Origin of the sequence: Pantoea hericii (genome assembly GCF_014155795.1) — a bacterium.
Taxonomy (GTDB): Bacteria; Pseudomonadota; Gammaproteobacteria; order Enterobacterales; family Enterobacteriaceae; genus Pantoea; species Pantoea eucalypti.
In genome coordinates this window covers 532,533-552,832 of sequence record NZ_SCKV01000001.1, presented here as the reverse complement: position 1 = coordinate 552,832, position 20,300 = coordinate 532,533, and the positions used below count along the sequence as shown (strand labels likewise).

Annotated in this window: 22 protein-coding genes and 1 pseudogene; 15 read left to right on the top strand and 8 right to left on the bottom strand. The window is 41.7% G+C overall.

The annotated features are described in order from the left end of the window. The first annotated feature begins 7 nt into the window (after window positions 1-7). On the top strand, window positions 8-814 hold the full coding sequence (locus H7K52_RS02490; protein WP_182629648.1) for a hypothetical protein: 807 nt from the start codon (window positions 8-10) through the stop codon (window positions 812-814). 274 nt (window positions 815-1,088) lie between these two features. Then, window positions 1,089-1,370, top strand: a complete 282-nt coding sequence (locus tag H7K52_RS02485; protein WP_182629647.1) for a lipoprotein — start codon at window positions 1,089-1,091, stop codon at window positions 1,368-1,370. Window positions 1,371-1,445: 75 nt separating this feature from the next. On the opposite strand, the gene H7K52_RS02480 is transcribed toward H7K52_RS02485, so the two are convergent. Further along, complete coding sequence (locus H7K52_RS02480) at window positions 1,446-1,619, bottom strand: hypothetical protein (protein WP_008926513.1); 174 nt, start codon at window positions 1,617-1,619, stop codon at window positions 1,446-1,448. A 263-nt stretch (window positions 1,620-1,882) separates the two neighbouring features. On the opposite strand from H7K52_RS02480, the gene H7K52_RS02475 reads away from it, so the two are divergent. Then, window positions 1,883-2,758 (top strand): SMP-30/gluconolactonase/LRE family protein, encoded by an 876-nt coding sequence (locus tag H7K52_RS02475; protein WP_110411168.1) that lies wholly within the window; start codon window positions 1,883-1,885, stop codon window positions 2,756-2,758. 48 nt (window positions 2,759-2,806) lie between these two features. Here the strand turns inward: H7K52_RS02475 and H7K52_RS02470 are convergent, their stop codons facing one another. Then, the gene (locus H7K52_RS02470; protein ID WP_008926511.1) at window positions 2,807-4,033 is read right to left on the bottom strand and encodes an L-lactate MFS transporter; all 1,227 of its coding nucleotides are present in this window, start codon (window positions 4,031-4,033) and stop codon (window positions 2,807-2,809) included. A gap of 291 nt (window positions 4,034-4,324) precedes the next feature. Between H7K52_RS02470 and H7K52_RS02465 the strand changes: the two genes are divergently transcribed. Further along, window positions 4,325-4,558, top strand: a complete 234-nt coding sequence (locus H7K52_RS02465) for a hypothetical protein (RefSeq protein ID WP_003848934.1) — start codon at window positions 4,325-4,327, stop codon at window positions 4,556-4,558. Between the two features lie 36 nt (window positions 4,559-4,594). On the opposite strand, the gene H7K52_RS02460 is transcribed toward H7K52_RS02465, so the two are convergent. Next, entirely contained in the window at window positions 4,595-5,494 is a 900-nt protein-coding gene (locus tag H7K52_RS02460; protein WP_008926510.1) for a DMT family transporter, read from the bottom strand. A 177-nt stretch (window positions 5,495-5,671) separates the two neighbouring features. Here H7K52_RS02460 and H7K52_RS02455 point away from each other — a divergent pair, with 177 nt between their 5' ends. After that, on the top strand, window positions 5,672-6,541 hold the full coding sequence (locus H7K52_RS02455) for a helix-turn-helix domain-containing protein (protein ID WP_182629646.1): 870 nt from the start codon (window positions 5,672-5,674) through the stop codon (window positions 6,539-6,541). A gap of 304 nt (window positions 6,542-6,845) precedes the next feature. Here H7K52_RS02455 and H7K52_RS02450 read toward each other — a convergent pair whose 3' ends face one another. Further along, a complete protein-coding gene (locus H7K52_RS02450) occupies window positions 6,846-7,328 on the bottom strand; it encodes an Hcp family type VI secretion system effector (RefSeq protein WP_008926507.1) in 483 nt (160 codons plus the stop codon). A gap of 82 nt (window positions 7,329-7,410) precedes the next feature. Between H7K52_RS02450 and H7K52_RS02445 the strand changes: the two genes are divergently transcribed. Then, window positions 7,411-8,199, top strand: coding sequence for a DUF4225 domain-containing protein (locus H7K52_RS02445; RefSeq protein WP_182629645.1), 789 nt, complete (start codon window positions 7,411-7,413; stop codon window positions 8,197-8,199). Window position 8,200: 1 nt separating this feature from the next. Here H7K52_RS02445 and H7K52_RS02440 read toward each other — a convergent pair whose 3' ends face one another. Beyond that, complete coding sequence (locus tag H7K52_RS02440; protein WP_008926505.1) at window positions 8,201-8,548, bottom strand: hypothetical protein; 348 nt, start codon at window positions 8,546-8,548, stop codon at window positions 8,201-8,203. A 60-nt stretch (window positions 8,549-8,608) separates the two neighbouring features. Here H7K52_RS02440 and H7K52_RS02435 point away from each other — a divergent pair, with 60 nt between their 5' ends. Next, the gene (locus H7K52_RS02435; protein ID WP_182629644.1) at window positions 8,609-9,424 is read left to right on the top strand and encodes a serine protease; all 816 of its coding nucleotides are present in this window, start codon (window positions 8,609-8,611) and stop codon (window positions 9,422-9,424) included. A gap of 232 nt (window positions 9,425-9,656) precedes the next feature. On the opposite strand, the gene H7K52_RS02430 is transcribed toward H7K52_RS02435, so the two are convergent. Continuing rightward, window positions 9,657-9,875, bottom strand: coding sequence for a hypothetical protein (locus tag H7K52_RS02430; protein ID WP_050540853.1), 219 nt, complete (start codon window positions 9,873-9,875; stop codon window positions 9,657-9,659). 296 nt (window positions 9,876-10,171) lie between these two features. Beyond that, a pseudogene (locus H7K52_RS18910) lies at window positions 10,172-10,349 on the bottom strand (Arm DNA-binding domain-containing protein); the annotation flags it as partial. 437 nt (window positions 10,350-10,786) lie between these two features. On the opposite strand from H7K52_RS18910, the gene H7K52_RS02425 reads away from it, so the two are divergent. After that, the gene (locus H7K52_RS02425) at window positions 10,787-11,596 is read left to right on the top strand and encodes a DUF6387 family protein (RefSeq protein WP_182629643.1); all 810 of its coding nucleotides are present in this window, start codon (window positions 10,787-10,789) and stop codon (window positions 11,594-11,596) included. Between the two features lie 35 nt (window positions 11,597-11,631). Here the strand turns inward: H7K52_RS02425 and H7K52_RS02420 are convergent, their stop codons facing one another. Next, complete coding sequence (locus tag H7K52_RS02420; protein WP_182629642.1) at window positions 11,632-13,608, bottom strand: hypothetical protein; 1,977 nt, start codon at window positions 13,606-13,608, stop codon at window positions 11,632-11,634. Between the two features lie 368 nt (window positions 13,609-13,976). Between H7K52_RS02420 and H7K52_RS02415 the strand changes: the two genes are divergently transcribed. The 7 genes from H7K52_RS02415 to H7K52_RS02385 all read left to right on the top strand — a co-directional run bounded on the left by H7K52_RS02415 (window position 13,977) and on the right by H7K52_RS02385 (window position 20,225). After that, entirely contained in the window at window positions 13,977-14,189 is a 213-nt protein-coding gene (locus H7K52_RS02415) for a helix-turn-helix transcriptional regulator (protein WP_074399304.1), read from the top strand. A gap of 40 nt (window positions 14,190-14,229) precedes the next feature. After that, window positions 14,230-14,841, top strand: a complete 612-nt coding sequence (locus tag H7K52_RS02410) for a hypothetical protein (protein ID WP_182629641.1) — start codon at window positions 14,230-14,232, stop codon at window positions 14,839-14,841. A 328-nt stretch (window positions 14,842-15,169) separates the two neighbouring features. Continuing rightward, the gene (locus tag H7K52_RS02405) at window positions 15,170-16,390 is read left to right on the top strand and encodes a tyrosine-type recombinase/integrase (protein WP_182629640.1); all 1,221 of its coding nucleotides are present in this window, start codon (window positions 15,170-15,172) and stop codon (window positions 16,388-16,390) included. Beyond that, window positions 16,377-17,690: a site-specific integrase gene (locus tag H7K52_RS02400; RefSeq protein ID WP_182629639.1), complete on the top strand. Its 1,314-nt coding sequence runs from the start codon at window positions 16,377-16,379 to the stop codon at window positions 17,688-17,690. The genes H7K52_RS02405 and H7K52_RS02400 overlap by 14 nt, the downstream gene beginning before the upstream one ends. After that, entirely contained in the window at window positions 17,687-19,318 is a 1,632-nt protein-coding gene (locus H7K52_RS02395; RefSeq protein ID WP_182629638.1) for a DNA-binding protein, read from the top strand. The genes H7K52_RS02400 and H7K52_RS02395 overlap by 4 nt, the downstream gene beginning before the upstream one ends. Beyond that, window positions 19,319-19,744: a hypothetical protein gene (locus H7K52_RS02390; RefSeq protein ID WP_182629637.1), complete on the top strand. Its 426-nt coding sequence runs from the start codon at window positions 19,319-19,321 to the stop codon at window positions 19,742-19,744. It abuts the gene before it with no gap. Between the two features lie 73 nt (window positions 19,745-19,817). After that, on the top strand, window positions 19,818-20,225 hold the full coding sequence (locus H7K52_RS02385) for a hypothetical protein (RefSeq protein ID WP_182629636.1): 408 nt from the start codon (window positions 19,818-19,820) through the stop codon (window positions 20,223-20,225). Window positions 20,226-20,300 lie beyond the last annotated feature (75 nt).

Genomic DNA, 20,300 nt, shown 5'->3' with positions numbered 1-20,300 from the left:
CCGCAGCATGAATTCTCTGATTTTTATTACGCTGGCTGCGTTTTCATTGCTGGCGTTGATCGTTATTGTGCTGATCAAAACGACCCGACTGCGTTTGTGGCAGGGGCTGCTCATTTTTCTGCTGCCCCTGATCATGGCTAATCTGCTCTGGTTCAGCTGGGTCGCGCCGCATCAGTTGCAGGCAAGCCAGCATGAGCAGGCAGTAAATCAACTGGCAAAGATGCCAGGCTATCGCGTGCTGCAAACGCAGGAACCCGCGCTCTGGTTATTGCTGACCCAGGAGCTGACCCGTCGAATCCGTGCAGGCGAGCCCGCTCTGCAGGCAACAGGTGAACTGCGTGGCTGGCTGATTGAGGTGGTCAACCAACGGCTGATGCGCGCAACGGATGCAGCGGTGGTTAACTATATCGGCGTCTCAGTAGAAGAGATGCGGGCGCTGAATCAAATCGATCCGGGTCTCTGCTTCCGTTTTCTCTATCCGCAGGTGAGTGGAGGAATTAATTTACAGACTACGCTACCGTCTTCGCTGAATCGCAAAGAAGCGGATGCCATGGAGCAGTTGCTGCTTAACAGCCCTCCGCCCGAAAAGCCCCTCGATAAGACGCAGGCGCAGGATGATCTGCAAAAGATCGTCGGACGCCTCTTTCTGAAATGGGGCGACAAACTGCAGCAGCTAAATATGCCAGCTGACACGGCAGTGGATCGCTCATCGCTGTGTGGCATGTCCATTGATCTCTACAGTGCCATTCTGGCATTACCTGACAAACGCGCCGCTAACCTGTTACGTAGAATGGTGGCAATGACGGGTCAGTAAGCGACCGCGGAATAGCGGGCAAAAAAAAGCCCGCTAAGCGCGGGCAGGGAAGAGAGAGGAACAGCTTTTTTATTTTTGGCATTTCCTGGTGTGGTGCAGTCTTCGTTTCGTCTTGTCTGAGTACATCCTGTCATTTCTGACACGATAGCGATAGCCGTTTAATCGTATTACATTAATCGGCAAAAGCTTCTCAATTTTTAATTTTCGCGCATAAATCCTATGGATGATCGACATGCTGCGTCATACACTGCGCGGCAACGTGAGGACAACAACTATGAAAAAACTAATTACCGGCGCAGTAGCGCTGATTTTGCTGAGTGGATGTACTGCCAGCAAACCCGGGGCATTCGAACGTGTTGATGAAGATCCGGATTCAAATACCGTTCAGTACCGTTTTGACCCGGCAAAGGTCAATCGTGACGCAATGAATATTGATCTGGCGAATTACTGCAGCAGTAAAGGATTTGATAAGGTCGAAGCGCTGCCTGCCGAGGAGAGTCATATTCCGGGACTGAAGAAAGCGTGGTTCCAGTGTAATTACGCATTGAAAAGTTAAATAAAACGGGCGGGATAAATATCCCGCCCTTAAAATGTAATGCTTTTATTTTATGCTGTGTGACATCTTTGCCCGTCAGTGGCGATAGTAACCGCCATGATACCCTTCGTGATAACCTCCATAGTAGCCTCCATGATATCCGCCGCCACCACCGCGATGCCAGCCATTGTCGTGTCGTGGGCTGATGATACAACCACTTAATAACGTCATCAGTGCAACGACAGAAGCGACTTTAATTAATCTCTTCATCGGAAGCTTCTCCTCTTTTCCAATGACTACGACACTACGCCGGAAAAGTGGAGTGAAGATGCAGGCTTTGTAGAGTTATTTAAGAAGATATGACGGAATATTTCAAAATGCTGAATTATGCAGCAGAGGGAATTAAAAACATCGGAATGAACTGAATAATAAATACTATCAAAGAGAATAGTCTCAAAATCAAGCGAAAATAATTCTCATTTAAAAGTTTTTACCACTACATTATTAGCATGTCAGTTCAATGGGAGAGAAACATGCCGCATGACGTTAAAAATATTCTGGCTTTACAGGCAGAGCTGGGCGAATGCCCGCTCTGGTCAGTGGAGGAGCAGATGCTCTACTGTGTCGATATCCTGGCACCGGCCATTCACCGTTTTAATCCAGTCAGCGGCGAGCTGCAAACCTTCCCGCAGGCGGAAGAGGTGGGATGTATTGGGCTGCGTGAGCAGGGCGGGATAATAGCGGCACTGCGCGGCGGTGTCTGGCTGCTGGATGCGCAGGGTAAGCCGGAGAAAAAGGTCGCAGAGAATCCCGGTATCGCTGCGCAAAGTCGCTTTAATGATGGCCGCGTTGATCCCTGGGGTAACTTCTGGTGCGGCAGCCTGTGGGAACCGCAGGACAAAAACGGCGGCCTGCTGTGCCGTGTGACGCCTGACCTGAAGCTGGAGGTGAAGGCGCGCGACATTAAAATTTCCAACGGGCTGGCATTTTCTCCTGACCGACGCTGGATGTATCACAGCGACACGCCGAATGAGGCACTCTATCGCTATCCGCTGAATGAGCAGGGCGAACCGGGTGAGCGCACGCTGTTCCGCCGTTTCGACGCGAAGGGCGGGCTACCGGATGGCGCTGCTGTGGACAGTGAAGGATTTTACTGGTCTGCACAGTTTGATGGCGGACGCGTGGTACGTATCGATCCGCAGAGTAGCGAAATCGTCGATGAGATCCTGCTGCCGGTGAAGTGGCCAACCATGGTGGCCTTTGGCGGTGCCGATCTTAAAACGCTGTTCATTACCAGTTCACGTGAAGATCGCACGGAAGAGGAGCTGGCACGCTATCCGCAGTCCGGCGATATCTTTGCAGTAGACCTGGCGGTGGCGGGAATGGCAGAGCCGCGATTCCGCGGTTAAACGACTACGGGCCGCTTAATTGCGGCCCGTAATCATTGTCAGTAAGCGTTAATGGCGTTGCAACACCGGTTCTGCTGTGATGGAACTCTGAGGTAAGCGGATAGTGAGTGACAGGAACAGCGAGATGACCAGCAGCGTCATAATCAGGCTGAAGGTGACGGTGAAACCACCAAACAGTGAGGCGACCAGTGAACCCAGCACGCTACCGATACCAAAGCCGAGATAGAGCAGACCGTAATTTTTAGTCAGGTTGTTGAGCCCGAAGAAGTCACTCACCAGCGATGGGAACACTGTGATAGTGCCGCCAAAGCTGAAGGCGACACAGGCGAGTGACAGGAAGAAGGTCATCTCATTCATCCGGGTAAACAGCAGCACGCTCATTCCGATCAGAGACACAATTTGCGCCAGTGAAATGACTCTGATGCGCATCATTTTGTCAGAGAGCACACCCAGTACCAGACGACCGCTCAGGTTGGCAATCGCGATCACTGTTACTGCGCTGGCAGCTGTCTGCGTGGAAAGATGCACCATGCCTTCGCCGATATCCTTGGCAACGCCTATCACATAGAGGCCGCTCATACAGGCGGTCAGGAACATCAGCGCCAGCATCCAGTACTGCGGCAGACGTACCGACTGTGCCAGCGTGTAATCCCGCGTATGTTGCTGACCTTTAGTTGAGGTTCCGATCTGCTGCAGTGGTGCTTCACGCATCAGCAGCGCACCGAGAATAATCATCGACATCGCCAGCACGCCCCAGATCATGAAGGTCTGTTCCAGACCCACCGTCGCCAGCAGCGCCCCGCAAATAAATTTAAATCCCAGGCTGCCCAGACCGTATGCCCCAATCGCACAGGCAGAGATCATTCCTTTGCGCTCAGGGAACCACTTCACGCAGTTAGACAACGTCATCAGGTAACCTGCGCCATCGGCCAGACCGACCAGCAAGCCGGCACTGAAATAGAGCATCATCAGGTTATTTGCGTGAGCGGTGAGCCAGAAACCCAGTGCCATCAGTACACCTGCACCGATAGTGACGCGGCGTACACCAAAACGTTCCTGTAATTTACCGGCCAGCGAAGAGGCGATAGCCAGACCTAAACTCAGCAGGCCGAAAGAAAAAGCGACCTGACTGACGGGGGCATCCAGCTTCTGTGACAGCTGGCCATTAAACAAACTCCATGTGTAGACTGACCCCAGCGCGAACTGAGTGATTACCGTGCCGAACAATGTAAGCCAGCGGGAACGCTGGTAAGAAGCCTGTTGAGTCTGGTTCATGATTTTTCTCTCCCGTCCGGGAATCTGGAAACTGCGGTCAGAATAAAGCCGTGCTTCGCGTGCGTGTGCAATAAAGGCATGAATAGAACGGATCAGGGAATGAAATGCTCTTCAGAGGGTATGAACGACATCGTCACAGGTGCAGCGACGGGGCGTAACGGGAAAAGTAACCAATACGGCATCATGATGTGTAAGCGTAATTAGCCGTAAGATAATGTTTCATTTCGCTGTTTCTGTGAGCGGGTTTCCAGATTATTTGCCAGACTTACAACTCACTTAACAGGAGGAAATATGAAAGACCGGACATATGAATCCAATAGCAGTGAGGATGACGTTTGCTGCATCATCGGTCAGGCGGTGATTGAACTCAGTACAGAACAGCAGCCTGTGACTAAATCGACCCTGGCATTGAAACTGCTCTCCATGGCCGATCGTGATAGTGACGATGAGCGTGTTCTGCTTTACTGGATTGCGCGTAAAGCGATCAATCAACCACAGAAACTTCTTCAGCAGCAGTCGGCGTAACGCCCATCCGGACGCGGGCCTTAGCCCGCATTCATGTCAGATAATGACCCGGCGACGGCTTGCCGGCCAGCGGGCAAACATCACAACATTGCCCAGCAAAATCATGACAAGGCCAGGGATGGCGCTGGCATGCCATTCGTACCCTTCGTATCGGGTGGAAAGTGCCAGTGCAACCAGCGGAAACAGGACAGTTGTATATGCAGCACGACTGGCTCCGATGCGACCGACCAGCGTAAAGTAGGCGCCAAACCCTATCACTGACCCTACCAGAGCCAGATAAGTTAAGGCTCCCACCCACTGGGTATTCCATGCTGGCTGCAGCGAAATCCCCTGTGCCAGCGAGACAAGGGCCATCGCAACCGCACCGTATAACATGCCGTAACTGTTAGTTGTCAGTACGTCGCGTTTCAGACGCTGATGTCGCTGACTGATCATATTGCCGAATGAAAATCCCAGGGTGCCCAGTGCACTCAATCCAATGCCCCATATCAATTCTGCCGAGGCCTGCGTGCTGCGCAGATCGTGCCAGAACAGGGCAACAATGCCTGCCATCCCCAGCACTACCGCCGGAATCAGACGTGCAGAGGGGCGCTGACGGAAGAATACCCAGCTATTAATGGCGTTATACATGACAGCCATTGAGAAAATCACTGACTCCAGTCCGCTGCTGATATAGCCGGACGCGTAATAGAAACAGACAAAGTTGAAGCCAAAGACACAACAGCCCTGCAGCATACAAAAGAGATGATCCTGCAGTGTCAGTCTGTGCAGCCGTTTTATCAGCGTAAGCAGCAATAGCATGACCAGTGAAGCCAGCAAAAACCGCCAGAACACCGCGACGACCACGGCGTTATCGCCCGCAGACTGTTGCGCGTAAATCGCGATCCAGGTCGTGCCCCAGATAAGTACAACAGAAAGATACAAAAACAGGTTCATGCCAGATTCTCCGATCTAAACCGTTGATTCTGCATCTGCACTGCGTTCTGGTCTTGCAGGGCATTGCGCCGGATTTGCAAAATCTTGCGCATTTTTATCCTCCGTCCCAATGTGACCTGTTCTCTGTCCCTTACAATCCGTAAACTGATCTTCTGTTTTATCTGAACTGATACTTTGATGCGTACCTACCAGACCTTTGAAATGCTGCAACGTCACAAAGCGCAACTGCGTGACCATGTGCATCTTAATAGTGGCATTCAGCTGGCAGCCTGGTTCAACAGCGGCGATCGCGTCACCAACCTCAGCGATCATCACACCCTGAGCCTTTATGTCGCGGGCGGCTACGATACCTGGCATAAAACCCCACACGGCTGGCGTAATGGTGGCGCACCGGATCGCTTCTGTCTGATGCCGGCAGGCACGGAATCAACCTGGGATCTGCGAGCCGATCTCGCCTTTGTTCATCTCTATTGCAGCGAAAACCAGCTGCGGCAGCTGGCCGAACGGGTCTGGGACCGCAGCCCGGCGCAGTTAAATCTGCATGAAAAAATCTTTTCCATTGATGATCGCATTACCCAGCTTTATCGGCACTTTCTTCTGAGCAGTGACTGGCAACAGCCCGCGAGTCAGTTGATGCTGAGCAGTGCATCCACACTGCTTCTGACGCATCTATTGCAGCACTACAGCGAAGTCAGGTGGCAACTGCCACAGGTGCGTGGCGGACTGGCGCCGGCGGTATTACGACGTGTTCTGGAATTTATTGAAACCCATCTCGACCAGCCTTTAACTCTGGCGGTGCTGGCGCATGAAGCGGCGCTGAGCGAGTTTCACTTTGCCCGTATGTTTCGCCACACTTCAGGTGAAGCGCCACACCAGTTTGTGATGCGCCGTCGTATGGAGCGTGCACGAACGTTGCTTGAGCGACCTGACCTGACGCTGACCGATATTGCTTTTCAGTGTGGTTTTCACTCTTCAGCACACTTCAGTCATCGTTTTCGTCAGGTTTATGGCATGACGCCTTCGGCGTGCCGGCGGGGGGGTTGTTAAAATTCCTGAACTTGCCGCTATAGATACTGATATTAAGCCACACTAAATAACCAGCCCTGGATTACCATTTAGCCAGTCGGCAATGATTCTTCAGAGCATTAAAACTTTTTTGAATTCTGGCTTAACATATGAGTCTTAATTTTCATTAATGCTTCATGAATGTGTCAAGACTGTCTCATCGGATTAAGAGTTATACTTTGAGAAACATTTTTATTAGCAGATAAAATATGAAGGTGCCAATCTTGATGGACACCTTAAATAAAAAGCTTCGGAACGTGTTAAACCATCCAATGTTCTTGAGGCATTACAGTTCTTTATTACCTTTAATATCCCACCCTGACTGAGTTTCAGCGCCTTTGCCGCCACTCGCTGACTGTTCCCAGTACTGTGTTCTGACTTTTGATGCCTGGAACTGATATGAGACTCCGATAAGGTCGCGATTTGTAGTGCCATTGAAAACCACATTAGTGATAAGGACGTCTTCAAGCGTAATGCGACAGTACTCAATCTGGCTGCCTCCGGCTTTACATACCGAAAGCTCAACTTTGGCGACATGTTTGCCGTTGGATACGTAGCGCATTATCGCTGGCGTAGCTTTGTCAATAAGTGCCTGAACCGACAGGTCCCGGTACTGAACTTTTCCTGCGCCACCACCGCCTCCAGCAGACATATTCCCTGGTTGGTTTGCACCCCAGGTGAAAGATTCAATAGCAATCCAGCCTTTATGGTTACTATCCAGTGATTCGCCTGTGATGCCATCGATTTTTAAGAAGATGTCTGTACTCATAGCTGGTCCTTTTGCTTTCCCTGTGTAAGGGAATCTGATTAAATAAACTTAACGATACGTATAATGACATAAAGGCACAGTCATGGACTACTGGAAACCAGACCGATTCAAGGATTACTTTCTGACTATGGCTAATGCTGAAGCTAATCAGCTGCTTAGTACGACAAATCACTTATCTTTGATTCACCTGTCTGAGGGTTACAACAGGATTCAGTTTCAGGACGAAGTGAAGATTTTCGTTAATGCTCAGATGGATACGATTCGAACAGGTGCCAGCGATGATGAATGCCAGCAATGCATTCAAAACCTGAAAGAAGAACATCGTAATCTCATGAGACAAGATCAGCTTCTTCGTACTGGTCAGGCGGCATTGCATGCTTCAGTAAAATTCGTTCAGCAAGGTGATATCTGGGGATATATTATCGATGGTGTGGGGGTAGTACTGAGTGGATTACAGGTGGTGGCTGGGTTTGGAGTTATGGCCGCTTCAGCTGCAACCGGAAATATAATAGGGGTTGGTTTTGGTGCGATGCTCACGCTTCATGGCGTGAATGGCGTTCAGGAAGGTGTAATGAATGTTATTACAGGAAAAAATGACGCCCAGGGATTCTTGAAAGATGGTTACATTGGAGCAGCCAGGTTCTTGGGTTTTGATCAAAAAACAGGTGAAATTGCCTACAGCAGTATGGATCTTGCTCTTTCGGCCTATGGCATGTTCAGGCTGATAAGAAAACCTCAAACATTTCGACTTTTTTACTACGTAAACTCCGACTTCGTTAGGGGTATCAAAGATATGAGCCGCTTTGAATTAGGCGTGGAAATATATAATGACTATTCGGCTCTGAAATCAATTTACGATAATAAAAAATAAATCACTTTTTTCTCGTGTACCGGAATGATTTGTAGCCTAACTTCATGGGTGTGAAAATGTAAAAAATAGGAGCTATGATTAGCATTGTGATTGAGTATGAGGTAACAGCGAGGCTATCCTTGTACATAAGCGTGTATATCCAGACTATAGCAAGAATGGCTACAAGGACCATTGAAGCAATAAAACGTATGCTAAGCTCTTTAAGTAAAGCCGGGTAAGTCGTTCCACTTTTTTCAGCTTGCATTCTTAAAGCCGCAATATCTTTCGCATTGAAACCGTTTTCAGCAAGTTTTTCTTCAATTTCAAAAATGTTCATATCATCACCAAATTGTAGATTTATATTGATCATAACTCACATTGCTAATAATTTACCAGAAAAAATTATATTGTCATTCAAAAGGAAATGAAAGTGTTAGAGGACTCAAAATTAATTTATCCGCATTTTTCAATTATACACTATTCCCCAACGTGGATTGATGAGAGCAGGACTACTGAATTAGCTTTGGAATGGCAGAGTTCACTAGTGTCTTTTTTTATGACTCAACCTCACCGTAAACAAGAGGCCTTTTTGATCGGAAGCGGTTTTATATATCTATTAGGTGACCATATACCTTGTATTGTTACTGCTTCCCATGTAATTAAAGAGATGCAAAAAAGTGAATTGTCGTTCATATCGATTGACGGAAATAAATTTAAGTTCGAGCATCTGGAAGTATTTTTTAATGATGAACAAGATTACGCTATTATTCCTATGTCTGAAGAAATCATGAAGGCTATACCAAATAGCGTTCTTTTTGACACTAAGGTTAATAACGATTTTTTTGAGAAAACATCTTCATTTGTGATCATGGGATATCCATCAAAAGTTAATAAGTTACATAAAATGCACCCTGAGAAAGGCTTGTCGCCTTTTAATATTAATTTTCACAACTTTTTTTATGAAAGAAAAACCGAAGATATTTATTTCCATTTTATTGCTGGCGGAAAAGAAAAAAACATCTGTTTTGAGGGTGCCAGTACTAATAAAACCGTTACTTCGCTTGCAGGTATGAGTGGAAGCGTGATTGCTCAGTTGATAATTAATAAATTGGACGGCGGAGTTTCTTTAAAAGCTATTGGTATATTCAAAGAACATCGACCTAAAAGAGGTAATTTTCTGGTAGGTTCTACATTGATTGATTTTGCTGATAATCTTAATTCATACTTAAATGATGATGATGCTTAGATAGGGTTTGGGAAATATAATTCTTATACCTTCTCGCACAGTTAAGGAGAGTTGCAAAAGCTCATTCATTAATTTGTGTAAATTAATAGTGAGTGTTATTCACCCCTCAAACAATCCTGATAATGGTGTGAATGATTTGTTTTTTTGATATATTTTCTGGCGCTGCAATTTAATAAAATAGCTTTCCTTCGGGATTTTTCTAAGAATTTCTATTGTAGATTGATGCGTTAGGTTACGGTGACACTTTCCAGTTACCATCGTTTTTAATGAATTTAAATTCAGCTACAGTTTGCTTCTCGCCCATCATGGGTAGTTTTATATCAGTATCCACTTTGCAAAGGTATTTCCCTTTTTCCTCTGACTCCTTACAGGAAACCTTATCAGCTTGGTTTAGAGTCGTGAGCATGTCTTTGCTATTCTCACCGAATCGCTGTCTGGTTTGTGCGCTCAATGTTGTCCTGCATAGCTTTCTGGATTTCGGAAGAGGAGGGTTTGCTGTCGCAGCCGGTAAGCAAAACTGCTAAAGACAGGGCTGCAACTGTTGAAAATCTATTCATTTTTAATTCCTTATATGATTTTGGTGCTCATTATTTTGCTATGGATTTGTTGAGGATCTGGTCGAAAATTTCACACCACTGCTTTAACTGCATTTCCTTATCGCGGATCCCGCGTTCATGGGGATGTCCTCATGTGGCTTATGAAGACATTACTAACATCGCGGCGTGTTAATCAACGGGGAGCAGGTCAAACCTCAGGATAAACACCGAGAGCAAGAATCTTTTGTTTGCTGCCAAAGCGATACTGAAAACGCCAGTATTTGGAACCGTGTGGGGGTCATAAAAAGATGCATACCATTACCGTCTGTCATTTTGACAGGCTTCGAAGCAGCCTTTGAATTCCTTACCTTTAACTCAGTGAGTGGCATAGTAAAAAATCTCCGGCTGATGGTATCTGCATTATCGAACCAAACATACTAACAATTATACCAACATAACACTGTGGATTTTGTGAGCCTGCTGGAGACGCAGGTAGACTATAGAATTGAATTAACTTACTGAATGGAATGGATAAAGTTGACGTTGAGAGACAGGCATTTGGTGTCCCCTGCAGAAATCGAACTAGTAGTTAATTTACTGATTTTAAAGGTTTTAATTGAAGTTAAACCTTTTATACCATCATAGATACCAACACTCAAAAATAACCTTAAAAACTGTTGTGAGACACTGAAAAAAGCGTCTTAATTATACTCAATTTTATCAGCCGTTGTTACTGTTTCACAGCTTGTTGATTGAAGAGCTGGTTCAAGGTGATGATGAGCTGACTTCTACATTGAGCTATAAAACACAAATATAAGGCCTCGGTATGGATACGGTTCAGATCTACAAAGAGCTACAGGCTTGGTTTAACTACGACAACTATGTTGATGTTGAGTCTTGCACTTTGAAAGGATTACATAAGGAGTTACAGGTCAGAAAGAACATCCTCGACTCAATTGAGTTTTTTGGAGAAGGGGATGTTTATTTTGACCAGATCCTTGCAGGTAAGCCCTTAATCAGTAAAACGTTTGATAGCAACACTCATCTGACGGAAAGCCAAACGCACATACGACAAGTCACCTTCAATCATGTTGAAGCACTCAAAAGATCTCTTAGGATGTTCTCTCAGGAATCGTTTGTCAAAGGAACTGATCAACTTAAGAAAGAGATCAAAGAGCAGCCACTCACTCAAAGTATGAGAGCCGTTTTTCTGGGAACCAATGAAAGCCGCGTATACACCTACTTAGACCTCGAAAGCTCATCAGATGAAGAAATCATAGGCTCGCTTCGTGCACTACTTCCTGTGTGGAGGAAAGATTATGGAATCAAGGGCAGGAAGCAAGAGGCTTTCGGTCTGGGAAAGATTCTGAAGTTGGTTGACTACCGTATCCTTCCAATGATTGATCTGCTCATGTGGGCTAAGTTAAATGATGTCTCTCTTTCGAACACCATCCTTTCCAGAGTTCTTTATCCTAAGCTCACAGATGAGGTTCGAGGAGATGAGCAACTCAAGGACACAGATCGACCAATAGCTGAGAGAGCTATGTCAGGTGAGACCTGTAAGAACGTTGAGAGTTTCATAAATAAGAATCGTCATCTTATGGATGTCACTCTCGCAATGTTAAAGAAATTATAGTTGGCAAATGATTATTCAACTAAAAGGTTGAATCTTCAGTAGGAACCATTTTTCAATTTTTGTTTCATTAATAAATTTCTGTCGTGCATTTTATCAACAAATGGGGAGAGAAGGTTATTAATTTGTGATATTTTATGCTTATTAAGAACGAGCTTTCCATCTCTTTCACAAGCAATAAAGCAGCGAAAAACCATATCAATTAACATTGTTCTTTTATCATAATCGTTGATTCTTTTTTTCAAATCATCTATCGATGATAGTAAATTTTCATAAGTTGATGGATATGCGTTTAAGCATCCACAGATATATCCTAAATATCGGAATTCAGTATTATTTATTAATATTAAAAGTGCATTGAATAGAGAGAGCATTTCGTCTCTTGGGAATGCAACGCTATCAGAACCGCAGTGGTAAAAACTTTGCAAGTCAGCTATTAATTTTGAGAAAGCACTCATCTCATAATCGGATGAAAGAAGAGTTGGAGAGGGTTTATTGTAAAGCGAAACAATATGTTTAATGTGAAACCTTTCTTGATTCCTATCTCTAAATAAATATGAAGGTTTAATCTTAGTTAGAAGGGGAAGTTCTTTGGTCTTTAAATACCAATCATGTGCTGTCGGTAGTAAAAATTCGATTAACCAATCATGAGTGGTCAAAGCATCAGCATATAGGTTTTCCCTGATAGCTAAATCAGATGGTTTTTGAGTAAGGAGACTAAATGATTGAGGTGGTTCCCAAAGAACAACAGCTTCGCGAATATTGAATTTATCGATGCTTTGTGGGGGCACTATTCTAAAAGAAACATAGCGACAGGGAAAAGTACTATGATTAAAATGGTTAAATACCATGATTCTATTATGCAAAGCGTTAAATATTGACCATTCGCCTTCGTTTTCTACATAATCGAAATCCGCACAGAACTTATGCAGCCTATACCACATCCATAGAGGAATCTTCATGATGGGAACACTATTATTGCAATAACCATCATCATCAAAGTTATAACTGCAAAACAAACTTCCAATTTGTTGAATTTTTTCTTTATAAGCAAACCAGAGTTTATCAAAAGCTTTACAAATACCTTTAACGCTATTGTATGGTAAAGAGATCCGAAGATTTCCGAGATCACATATAAATTCATTGTCGTTGGATTTGAAAAGCCACGGACGGCACTCAGACTCAGGTGGTGTTGCCGAACCTTCGAAAGCATAACTTAAAAGAAAATCTTGGCTTAAAGTAACTAACAAATGATTGTAATCATGATGTCTAAGTTCAATAAAGCATGAAATTGATTGCCTGTCTGGTGTGGGTAAACAGGAAACAATGTTTACATACTCATTAATGTAACTATAGGGTTCTGACTCTTTATTTTCTTTCTCCCCACGGTAATTACTCCAAGAGTTTTGCTTTAGTTTCCCCCAGATGCCCTGATTCTTGATTTGCCAAAGTCCTTCTTCACCACGAAGTCTTTCAATATATTCCTTACTAAAAAACTCAACTATCAAATTATCAGAATGAACTGACTTCATCCAAGATTCAATATCTTCGCGGCCATAAACTTCATGGCGGATACCGAATTTACGCAACCGCTCTTGTTGTTCGGATATAGTATTGAAGACTCTGGCTGAAATGAAACTTGCTGAAATTATATTAAAAGATCTTAATTTAAAATCCCATTCTGATACGTTAACAATGAATTTATCAACCGCTTTTATGTATTTTGATACAGATAATGTCGCCCCTCCTTTGCAATCATATAAGTCATTAACAGACTCATTATTATTGTCAGTGATTTTAACTATAATATCGCCACCTAATTGAACACAGCCTCTACCACCAGTAGATTTAACACTTACAGACAATACGTTATGATGATTTTGTTCCTTAAGTTGAATTAAGGAGCGACAAAAAGATTCGAAAACTTCAGGGACGGGTAATCTGTCATATGGCAAATTATAGTCACCGGCACCTGCGGGGCCTGTTGCTGGCATACTTTTAATGTTGACATCCATATACATAATTCCAAATCTAAAAATTCAAAGAAAAATTAATTCATAGGTATTTATAAATGAAGTTTTTAGAAGGTGCCAGCGGTTTCTTGTATTTTTGGCCGCAGGTTTATATTAAAAATGCCGTAGTTTGTGTAATAGCTTGGGAAGAATGTGCATATCATTTCTCTTAGGAAAAACAGACATTCATGTATGCAAAATCTCAACCACCATTTTCACAGTAAAAAGTCAATGCACAAAGCAAAATAAATTGTCTCATCAAGCATATCGCAAGTAGTTCATCTCTTATGAAACAATGTCCACTACATCCCTTCAAAGCCTGTTCCCGTCTACTTAGTATCAACTCATCGACAAGACGAGGAGATACAATCATGAACACATCTACTACACAAACCACTCGACTCATTCGCTTACCTGAAGTGCTACATAAAACAGGTTACAAGAAAGCATGGATTTACCGATTGATTTCTGAAAATAGATTCCCTAAACCTATCAAGTTAGGTTCGAGAGCTGTGGCCTTTATTGAGGCGGAGATCGATCAGTGGATTTCTGACGCCATTAGCAATTCGAGAATGGCTCGATAGTAAGAATCCAGACCAACAACAACTGCAAAGTGAGGACAATGTGGAAATCAAAGAATTCATGAATGTTGGGAGCCTTTCACGGCTTGTAAGTCAAAAAAATTTTGATAAGATTTTTGATGCTGAAGCTATCAGGTTATTACCTGTGAATACATTGAGTAAGAAATCCGTGGCCTGTTTAAGCTATTACCTCGAAGATAGCGAATACAATCCATTTCAGTTTTTACCTGAGTTAAATGAAGAGAGCCGAAACTATATTTATGAAACCATACTATCAGTGATTAAATGTAATGAGCTACTCAGAAATTTATCGAAGAAAATCACCAAGAATGAAATTAATATTGCTGTAAAAGAGACTGAAAAGGGCGAAGGCCATGTGTTGCTCTGTAGCTTAAGTATGGCAAAAGGAATGCTGGACCATTATGTGAAAACAATGCCGGGTCTTTTCCAAGATGAAGATTCCTTCATGACAGATGACATTGACCATCTTAAGCTAACAACTGAAGATATAGCAAAAATTTTGCTGGGTGACATGTTGGATAGAGGAGCATTGGTAGTTCATATGGGAGATGAACTCCGCAGTAAAGCTAAAGTTATTCAAGAGGAATACTGGAATGAGGTAGAAGATATTTACTATGGGAAAACGGCAAGATGAATACTTATTTCATATCTAATGATTTAAAAAATTGTAAAGTATTAAGATCAAAAAACATCAAAACTTAACAGAATACTTTCCAAATTATTTTTTGGCGCCGCTGTATTACTTATGCAATAAGGCTTTATTAGTTTTTCTTCTTGAATCGGGTATGACTACTATTAACTAGCCGTACTGGTTTCTTTCACGTGAAAGAAATTTTTTTAAGTATCTAAATGGATTATAAATAAACCCAAAAATAACAAAATAAAATTGCAAAGTTTAAATCGATAAAATAATGATAAGCCGTAGTGATTACTAAATGTAAAGTTTTCGGAGGGTTATTATAATGTCATTCAAAATAAAAAAATTTGTCATGAGTAATGGAGAGCGAGGCTGCTTGATTCTCAACAAAGAAACACTGCTACCAGTTTACTATCAGAACCTTTATCTCACAACTAATGTCAGGAACAGAAGTGCGACTGCATCAACGATGGAGATAGTCGCAACGAATCTACTTATCCTTAGCAATTTTATGAAAAGCAGGAACATTAAAATCATTGATAGGATTGAAAGCAAGCGGTTCCTAAGTGTAGCTGAAGTAGATGACCTGATACGGTATGCAAAGCAAAGATTCGATCAACAAAAAATTACGAATGTAAGATTACTCAAAGGAAAGCAGATTGCTACACGAACTTTTAGTTACAGGATACACGTTTTTTCAAATTACCTAAAATGGTTGTGCGGATTGATTCATTCTATGAAGGGAATCCATGCCAGATATGAAATCGATACTTTCATAGAAAATTTGAGAGCACATCTCCCACGAAATAAATCACACAGCATGAACGACAGAAAAGACAAATCATTGAGTGAAGAACAAATAAAAACTCTGTTTAAGCTGTTGGAAGTCGAAGGGAGCCAAAACCCCTTTCAGAAGGAGGTTCAAGGAAGGAACAGGCTCATTTTTACCTTGCTACTGAATTGTGGGTTGAGAGCAGGTGAGTTACTAAATCTTAAAGTAAATGATCTAAATCTTAGAAATAACACACTAAGTATCTTCAGAAGACATGACTGCATTGAAGACCGGAGGCTAAATCAGCCATTAGTCAAAACTGGCGAAAGGATAATCCCATTATCAGACGAGTTAGTGATGGAGATCTTCGACTACATACAAACTTGTAGAAGTAAAATCACTAAAAAGAAAAAACATGACTTCCTGTTTGTAACTCACAGCGCAGGTAAAACGGTAGGAGAACCATTATCTGTTTCAGCATATGAGAAAATAATTTCAACTATTAAAAAAGTAAGCCCGGAATTAAAGAATTTATCGGGGCATAGATTGAGGCATTCATGGAACTATTTCTATTCAAATGAAATTGATGGTTCAAATTTGGAAATCAGTCGTAAATCAGGATTGAGATGCTATCTCATGGGGTGGTCAAAAGACTCTAAAATGTCTGAAAACTATAATTTCAAACATATATCAGAAAAAGAAAAAGAAGTTATTGGAAGAGTATATGAATCTTTGAAAAAGATAACTGAGGGTCAATATAATGGCAATATGTAATCTAAGAAAAGAGAATCTGGTTTTTGCAACAATGCAGGGGTATAGCTTCAAGCTTTCTGATATCAGATGGCAATTAGATAAAGAGACTTGTATTTTTCCATATAAAATTGCCGACAAAATGCCAGAGTCGATGCGTATTGGTTACCTTACTACCTTGGCTTACTTTTCGGCTGAATACAGTGCAGGTTACACAAAAAACATAAACCAGATTTTTAGTCAATGGTTAGGGGTGATAGACATTAAGACGATAGATGCTAATGCCGTTTATCAATTTAATGTTAATTTAGGCCCTGAGAAAAACTACAAACTAAATTCTATAAAGAAGTTTCTAACGAAGTGGAAAAAGCTCGGTTATGTAGGAGTTGAAACCTCAGCTTTAACAATGCTGGAAAAAATAAAGGTTAAAAATAATTTGACAGGAGAAGCCGTCAAACGAAGAGACCCAAATACTGGACCGCTAACTGGAGAAGAGCTGGAAGTCGTTCTTAAGAGTATCAGCAATTTGTTAAAAGAAGATAAAATTCCCAGTTATCTTTATTGCTATGTCATTCTTTTAGCAACAACGGGAAGGAGGCCTTTACAGTTAACTTCTTTAAAAGCGAAAGATCTCATCAGAACGGGAGAAGGTTGGTTTCTAAACATACCGAAAGTAAAACAAAGGAAGGACTTTAGAAGTGAGTTTAGCTTGGTAAGTATCGATGACTGCCTTTATGAGAAACTAACAACCTTGATTGATATGAATCAAAAACATATTGAAGATGGTGTTGGTCAGAGTATTGGTCATATAAAAAATGAATTACCTATATTCATGAATACCAAAAAATCTATATCAATTCAATCTGGCCAAAGTTTAGATACCAGTATGGCAACTGATTTTTTCCATATGAAAAATTCAATTATCTCTAAAGAATTAGATAAAATCACCACTAAATTTAATATACAGTCATCAAGAACCCATAATCCTATAAGGCTGAATGCCAGACGATTCCGGTATACCCTTGGGTCACGTTTAGCAAAGGAAGGAGCCTCAGTTGAAGTGATCGCTAAAGCATTAGACCATAAATCTATTAACTCATCAGGGATATACGTAAAAAATAGCCCAGATAATGTTCACGATATTGATATGAAACTTCATTCATTTTTTGAACCTCTATCAAAGATCTTTCTTGGTGGCGATAGCACACAGAACAAGAAGCTTTTTACAGAATATGTTTTAAATTCTTTTGGATTCACTGATTGTAAACACGAACACATAGAGTGTTTTACCTGCAAAAACTTTACAGCCTGGAGTTCTGAATGACCAATGTAATTTTATTCGAGCCAATAAATACAAATAATCCATCATTAAATGTTGAAGGTTTTATTGAGTTTTGTAAGAGTAATATATTCAACTCAAAGTTAGCGATTACATGGGAAAGCCATATATGGAAGGGATGCTACAAATTCAATAAATTTGATATCAACAATAATCGAAATAGCAAAGTAAGATTAGATGACATGTTTATTGATTTTGCTAAGGGTTACATGTTTCATATTCACTCGTTTAACAAGTCAAAATCAAACCAGAATGCTTTGGCAATGTTGAAGATCGTTGAGTTTATGTTATTGAAATCATACGGTGAAGCCAATGTAGTCAAGTGTAATAATAACATTTTTGATGAGTGTGTAAGAGTAGCAACTACTAAATATAAAAAATCACAAGCAGTTGGAATTGGTAAGGAACTTGAGAAACTATGTTTATTTTTGAGTGAAAACAGAATGACAAGTTCATCATACTTTTTTTGGGTAAATCCGTTAAGGCATAAAATAACTCAGAGTTGGCAAGGTTATGAACCTTCGCTGGAAGGGCACTCAAAATTACCAGATATAAAATCCGTCATAGCCATTGCGGAGATTTTCTCAAAAGATGAAAGCCAACTGTCTTTGAGGGACGTCTTCACAACGTCTGTTCTTGCACTGCTGATGTGTGCACCAGGACGAATCTCGGAAATTTTAAGCCTTCCTGCGGATTGTGCGATTACAGAGCATGATGAGAACGGCATTGAACGATATGGTTTAAGGTTTTTTTCAGCGAAGGGGTATGCTGGAGACATCAAATGGATTCCTTCAGTAATGGTCCCTGTAGCTAAAAAGGCCATAGCCCGGTTGAGAAAGTTGTCCACCCATCCAAGGTTTGTTGCAAAAACGATGGAAGGGAAGGTTCCTGAGTCATATAGATATGGACTCTTTAGTAAAAAACCTCAAAATTTTCCCTGGTATGATGAAGAGAAGAAAATCAAATATTCAAATGCTTTATGTCTGTTATTTGAGGGACAATTATGTAAGAAAACGAGCAATCATTTGGCACCTTTGTTCAGACCCACTGCTCAGTTTTTTAGATCGGATATTGATGCCTTTGCAAGTATCAAAGGCACTACAAACTTGTTTAAAAGACACGGTTATATTAACGAAGACGGTAGCCCATATTCGCTAAGAACGCATCAGTTAAGACATCTACTTAATACGTTTTCTCAAATCAATGGTATGGACGAGTTTAGCATCGCCAGATGGTCTGGAAGGAAGTTGGTCTCACAAAATGTTTCCTACGATCACCGATCACACATACAAATGATCAATCTCATGAAAGATAAAACTTCAATCGGAGCCGGTAATAGCCATAGGAAAAAAGAAATATCTGTTATGGACATAACTGATTTCGATTTATTGAATGATGGAGCTGTGCTCGTCACTAAGCATGGCTACTGCAAGCACTCATATGTTTTTAAGCCTTGTAATTATTATCCCTTACAAGACTCTGGAACGGATGATTGCCAACTAAGGAGGATACACACTAAAATTCTTGAAAAAACCAATTTTGATAAAAATGATGGGAATGTTAATGCTGACAAATGGTATGAATTTCAAACTAAAATAATAAAAGGAGAATAAATGGCTAAACATATTACTGGTTATGATGAAAAATCGATAATGAAAGTTATTAATACCTGGAATGACGATGAGAAGCTGACCTGGGAGGCTTTATGTGACGAGTTGATAAAGATTATTGGTAAGAGACCTTCAAGGCAATCTTTGAGTAGTCATGTTAAAATTGCGGATTGTTTTAATTCAAAAAAGAAGCTTTTCAAGTCTGGTGTGAAAGAAACATGTGCGGTTAGACCTGCTAATTTAAAAATTGCTTGTCAGAGAATAAAAAGGCTCGAAACTGAAAACGAAGCCTTGATAGCATTGAACAACAAATATTTAGAGCAGTTTAAGATATGGCTATATAATTCTCATTTAAAACAAATGACAGCCGAAGAGCTTAATCGTCCGTTACCTAAAAAAGATATTCAAATGGAAATTGATAGGTTTTAACTATTGACATGATTAAATATTATGATATTTCTTTAAATGTCAGGATGACATTCACAACAGCAAGGATGCTACTATGAATAAATTAAACAGATATTTGCCAGATCAGAAATTTTTGATACTCCTCAATCGCTTCATTCTTAGATACGATGAATCAGACTGCAACAAAGAAAAAATCGTAAAAGATGCCTACCTGTTCTGTGTAGGATACTTTTTGAAGTATCAGCAAGACTATCAGAATCCTTATCTGAAGGGACCAAGCAACATTATTGCAATTTTGAGTTCGGCTTTGCTCAGTCCAAACTTCTATACAATACCTTCAACTGTTAGCCTTGAACGCGTGCTGTATTTCTACAAGTTTATTATCGAATACATTATCTGGAATGAGTATGAAGTTGAAAGAATATTTTCTACTCAAAAACAGAGCTTTACGCCTACATCAGAGCCTAAAGCCGATGGTTTCAAAATGAAGAAAAGGGTTTAGGATATACTTTTTATTCAGTATGGCGATACAATAACTATGCCATATGATCTTTACACTTAACTTAGGGCGAGTGTT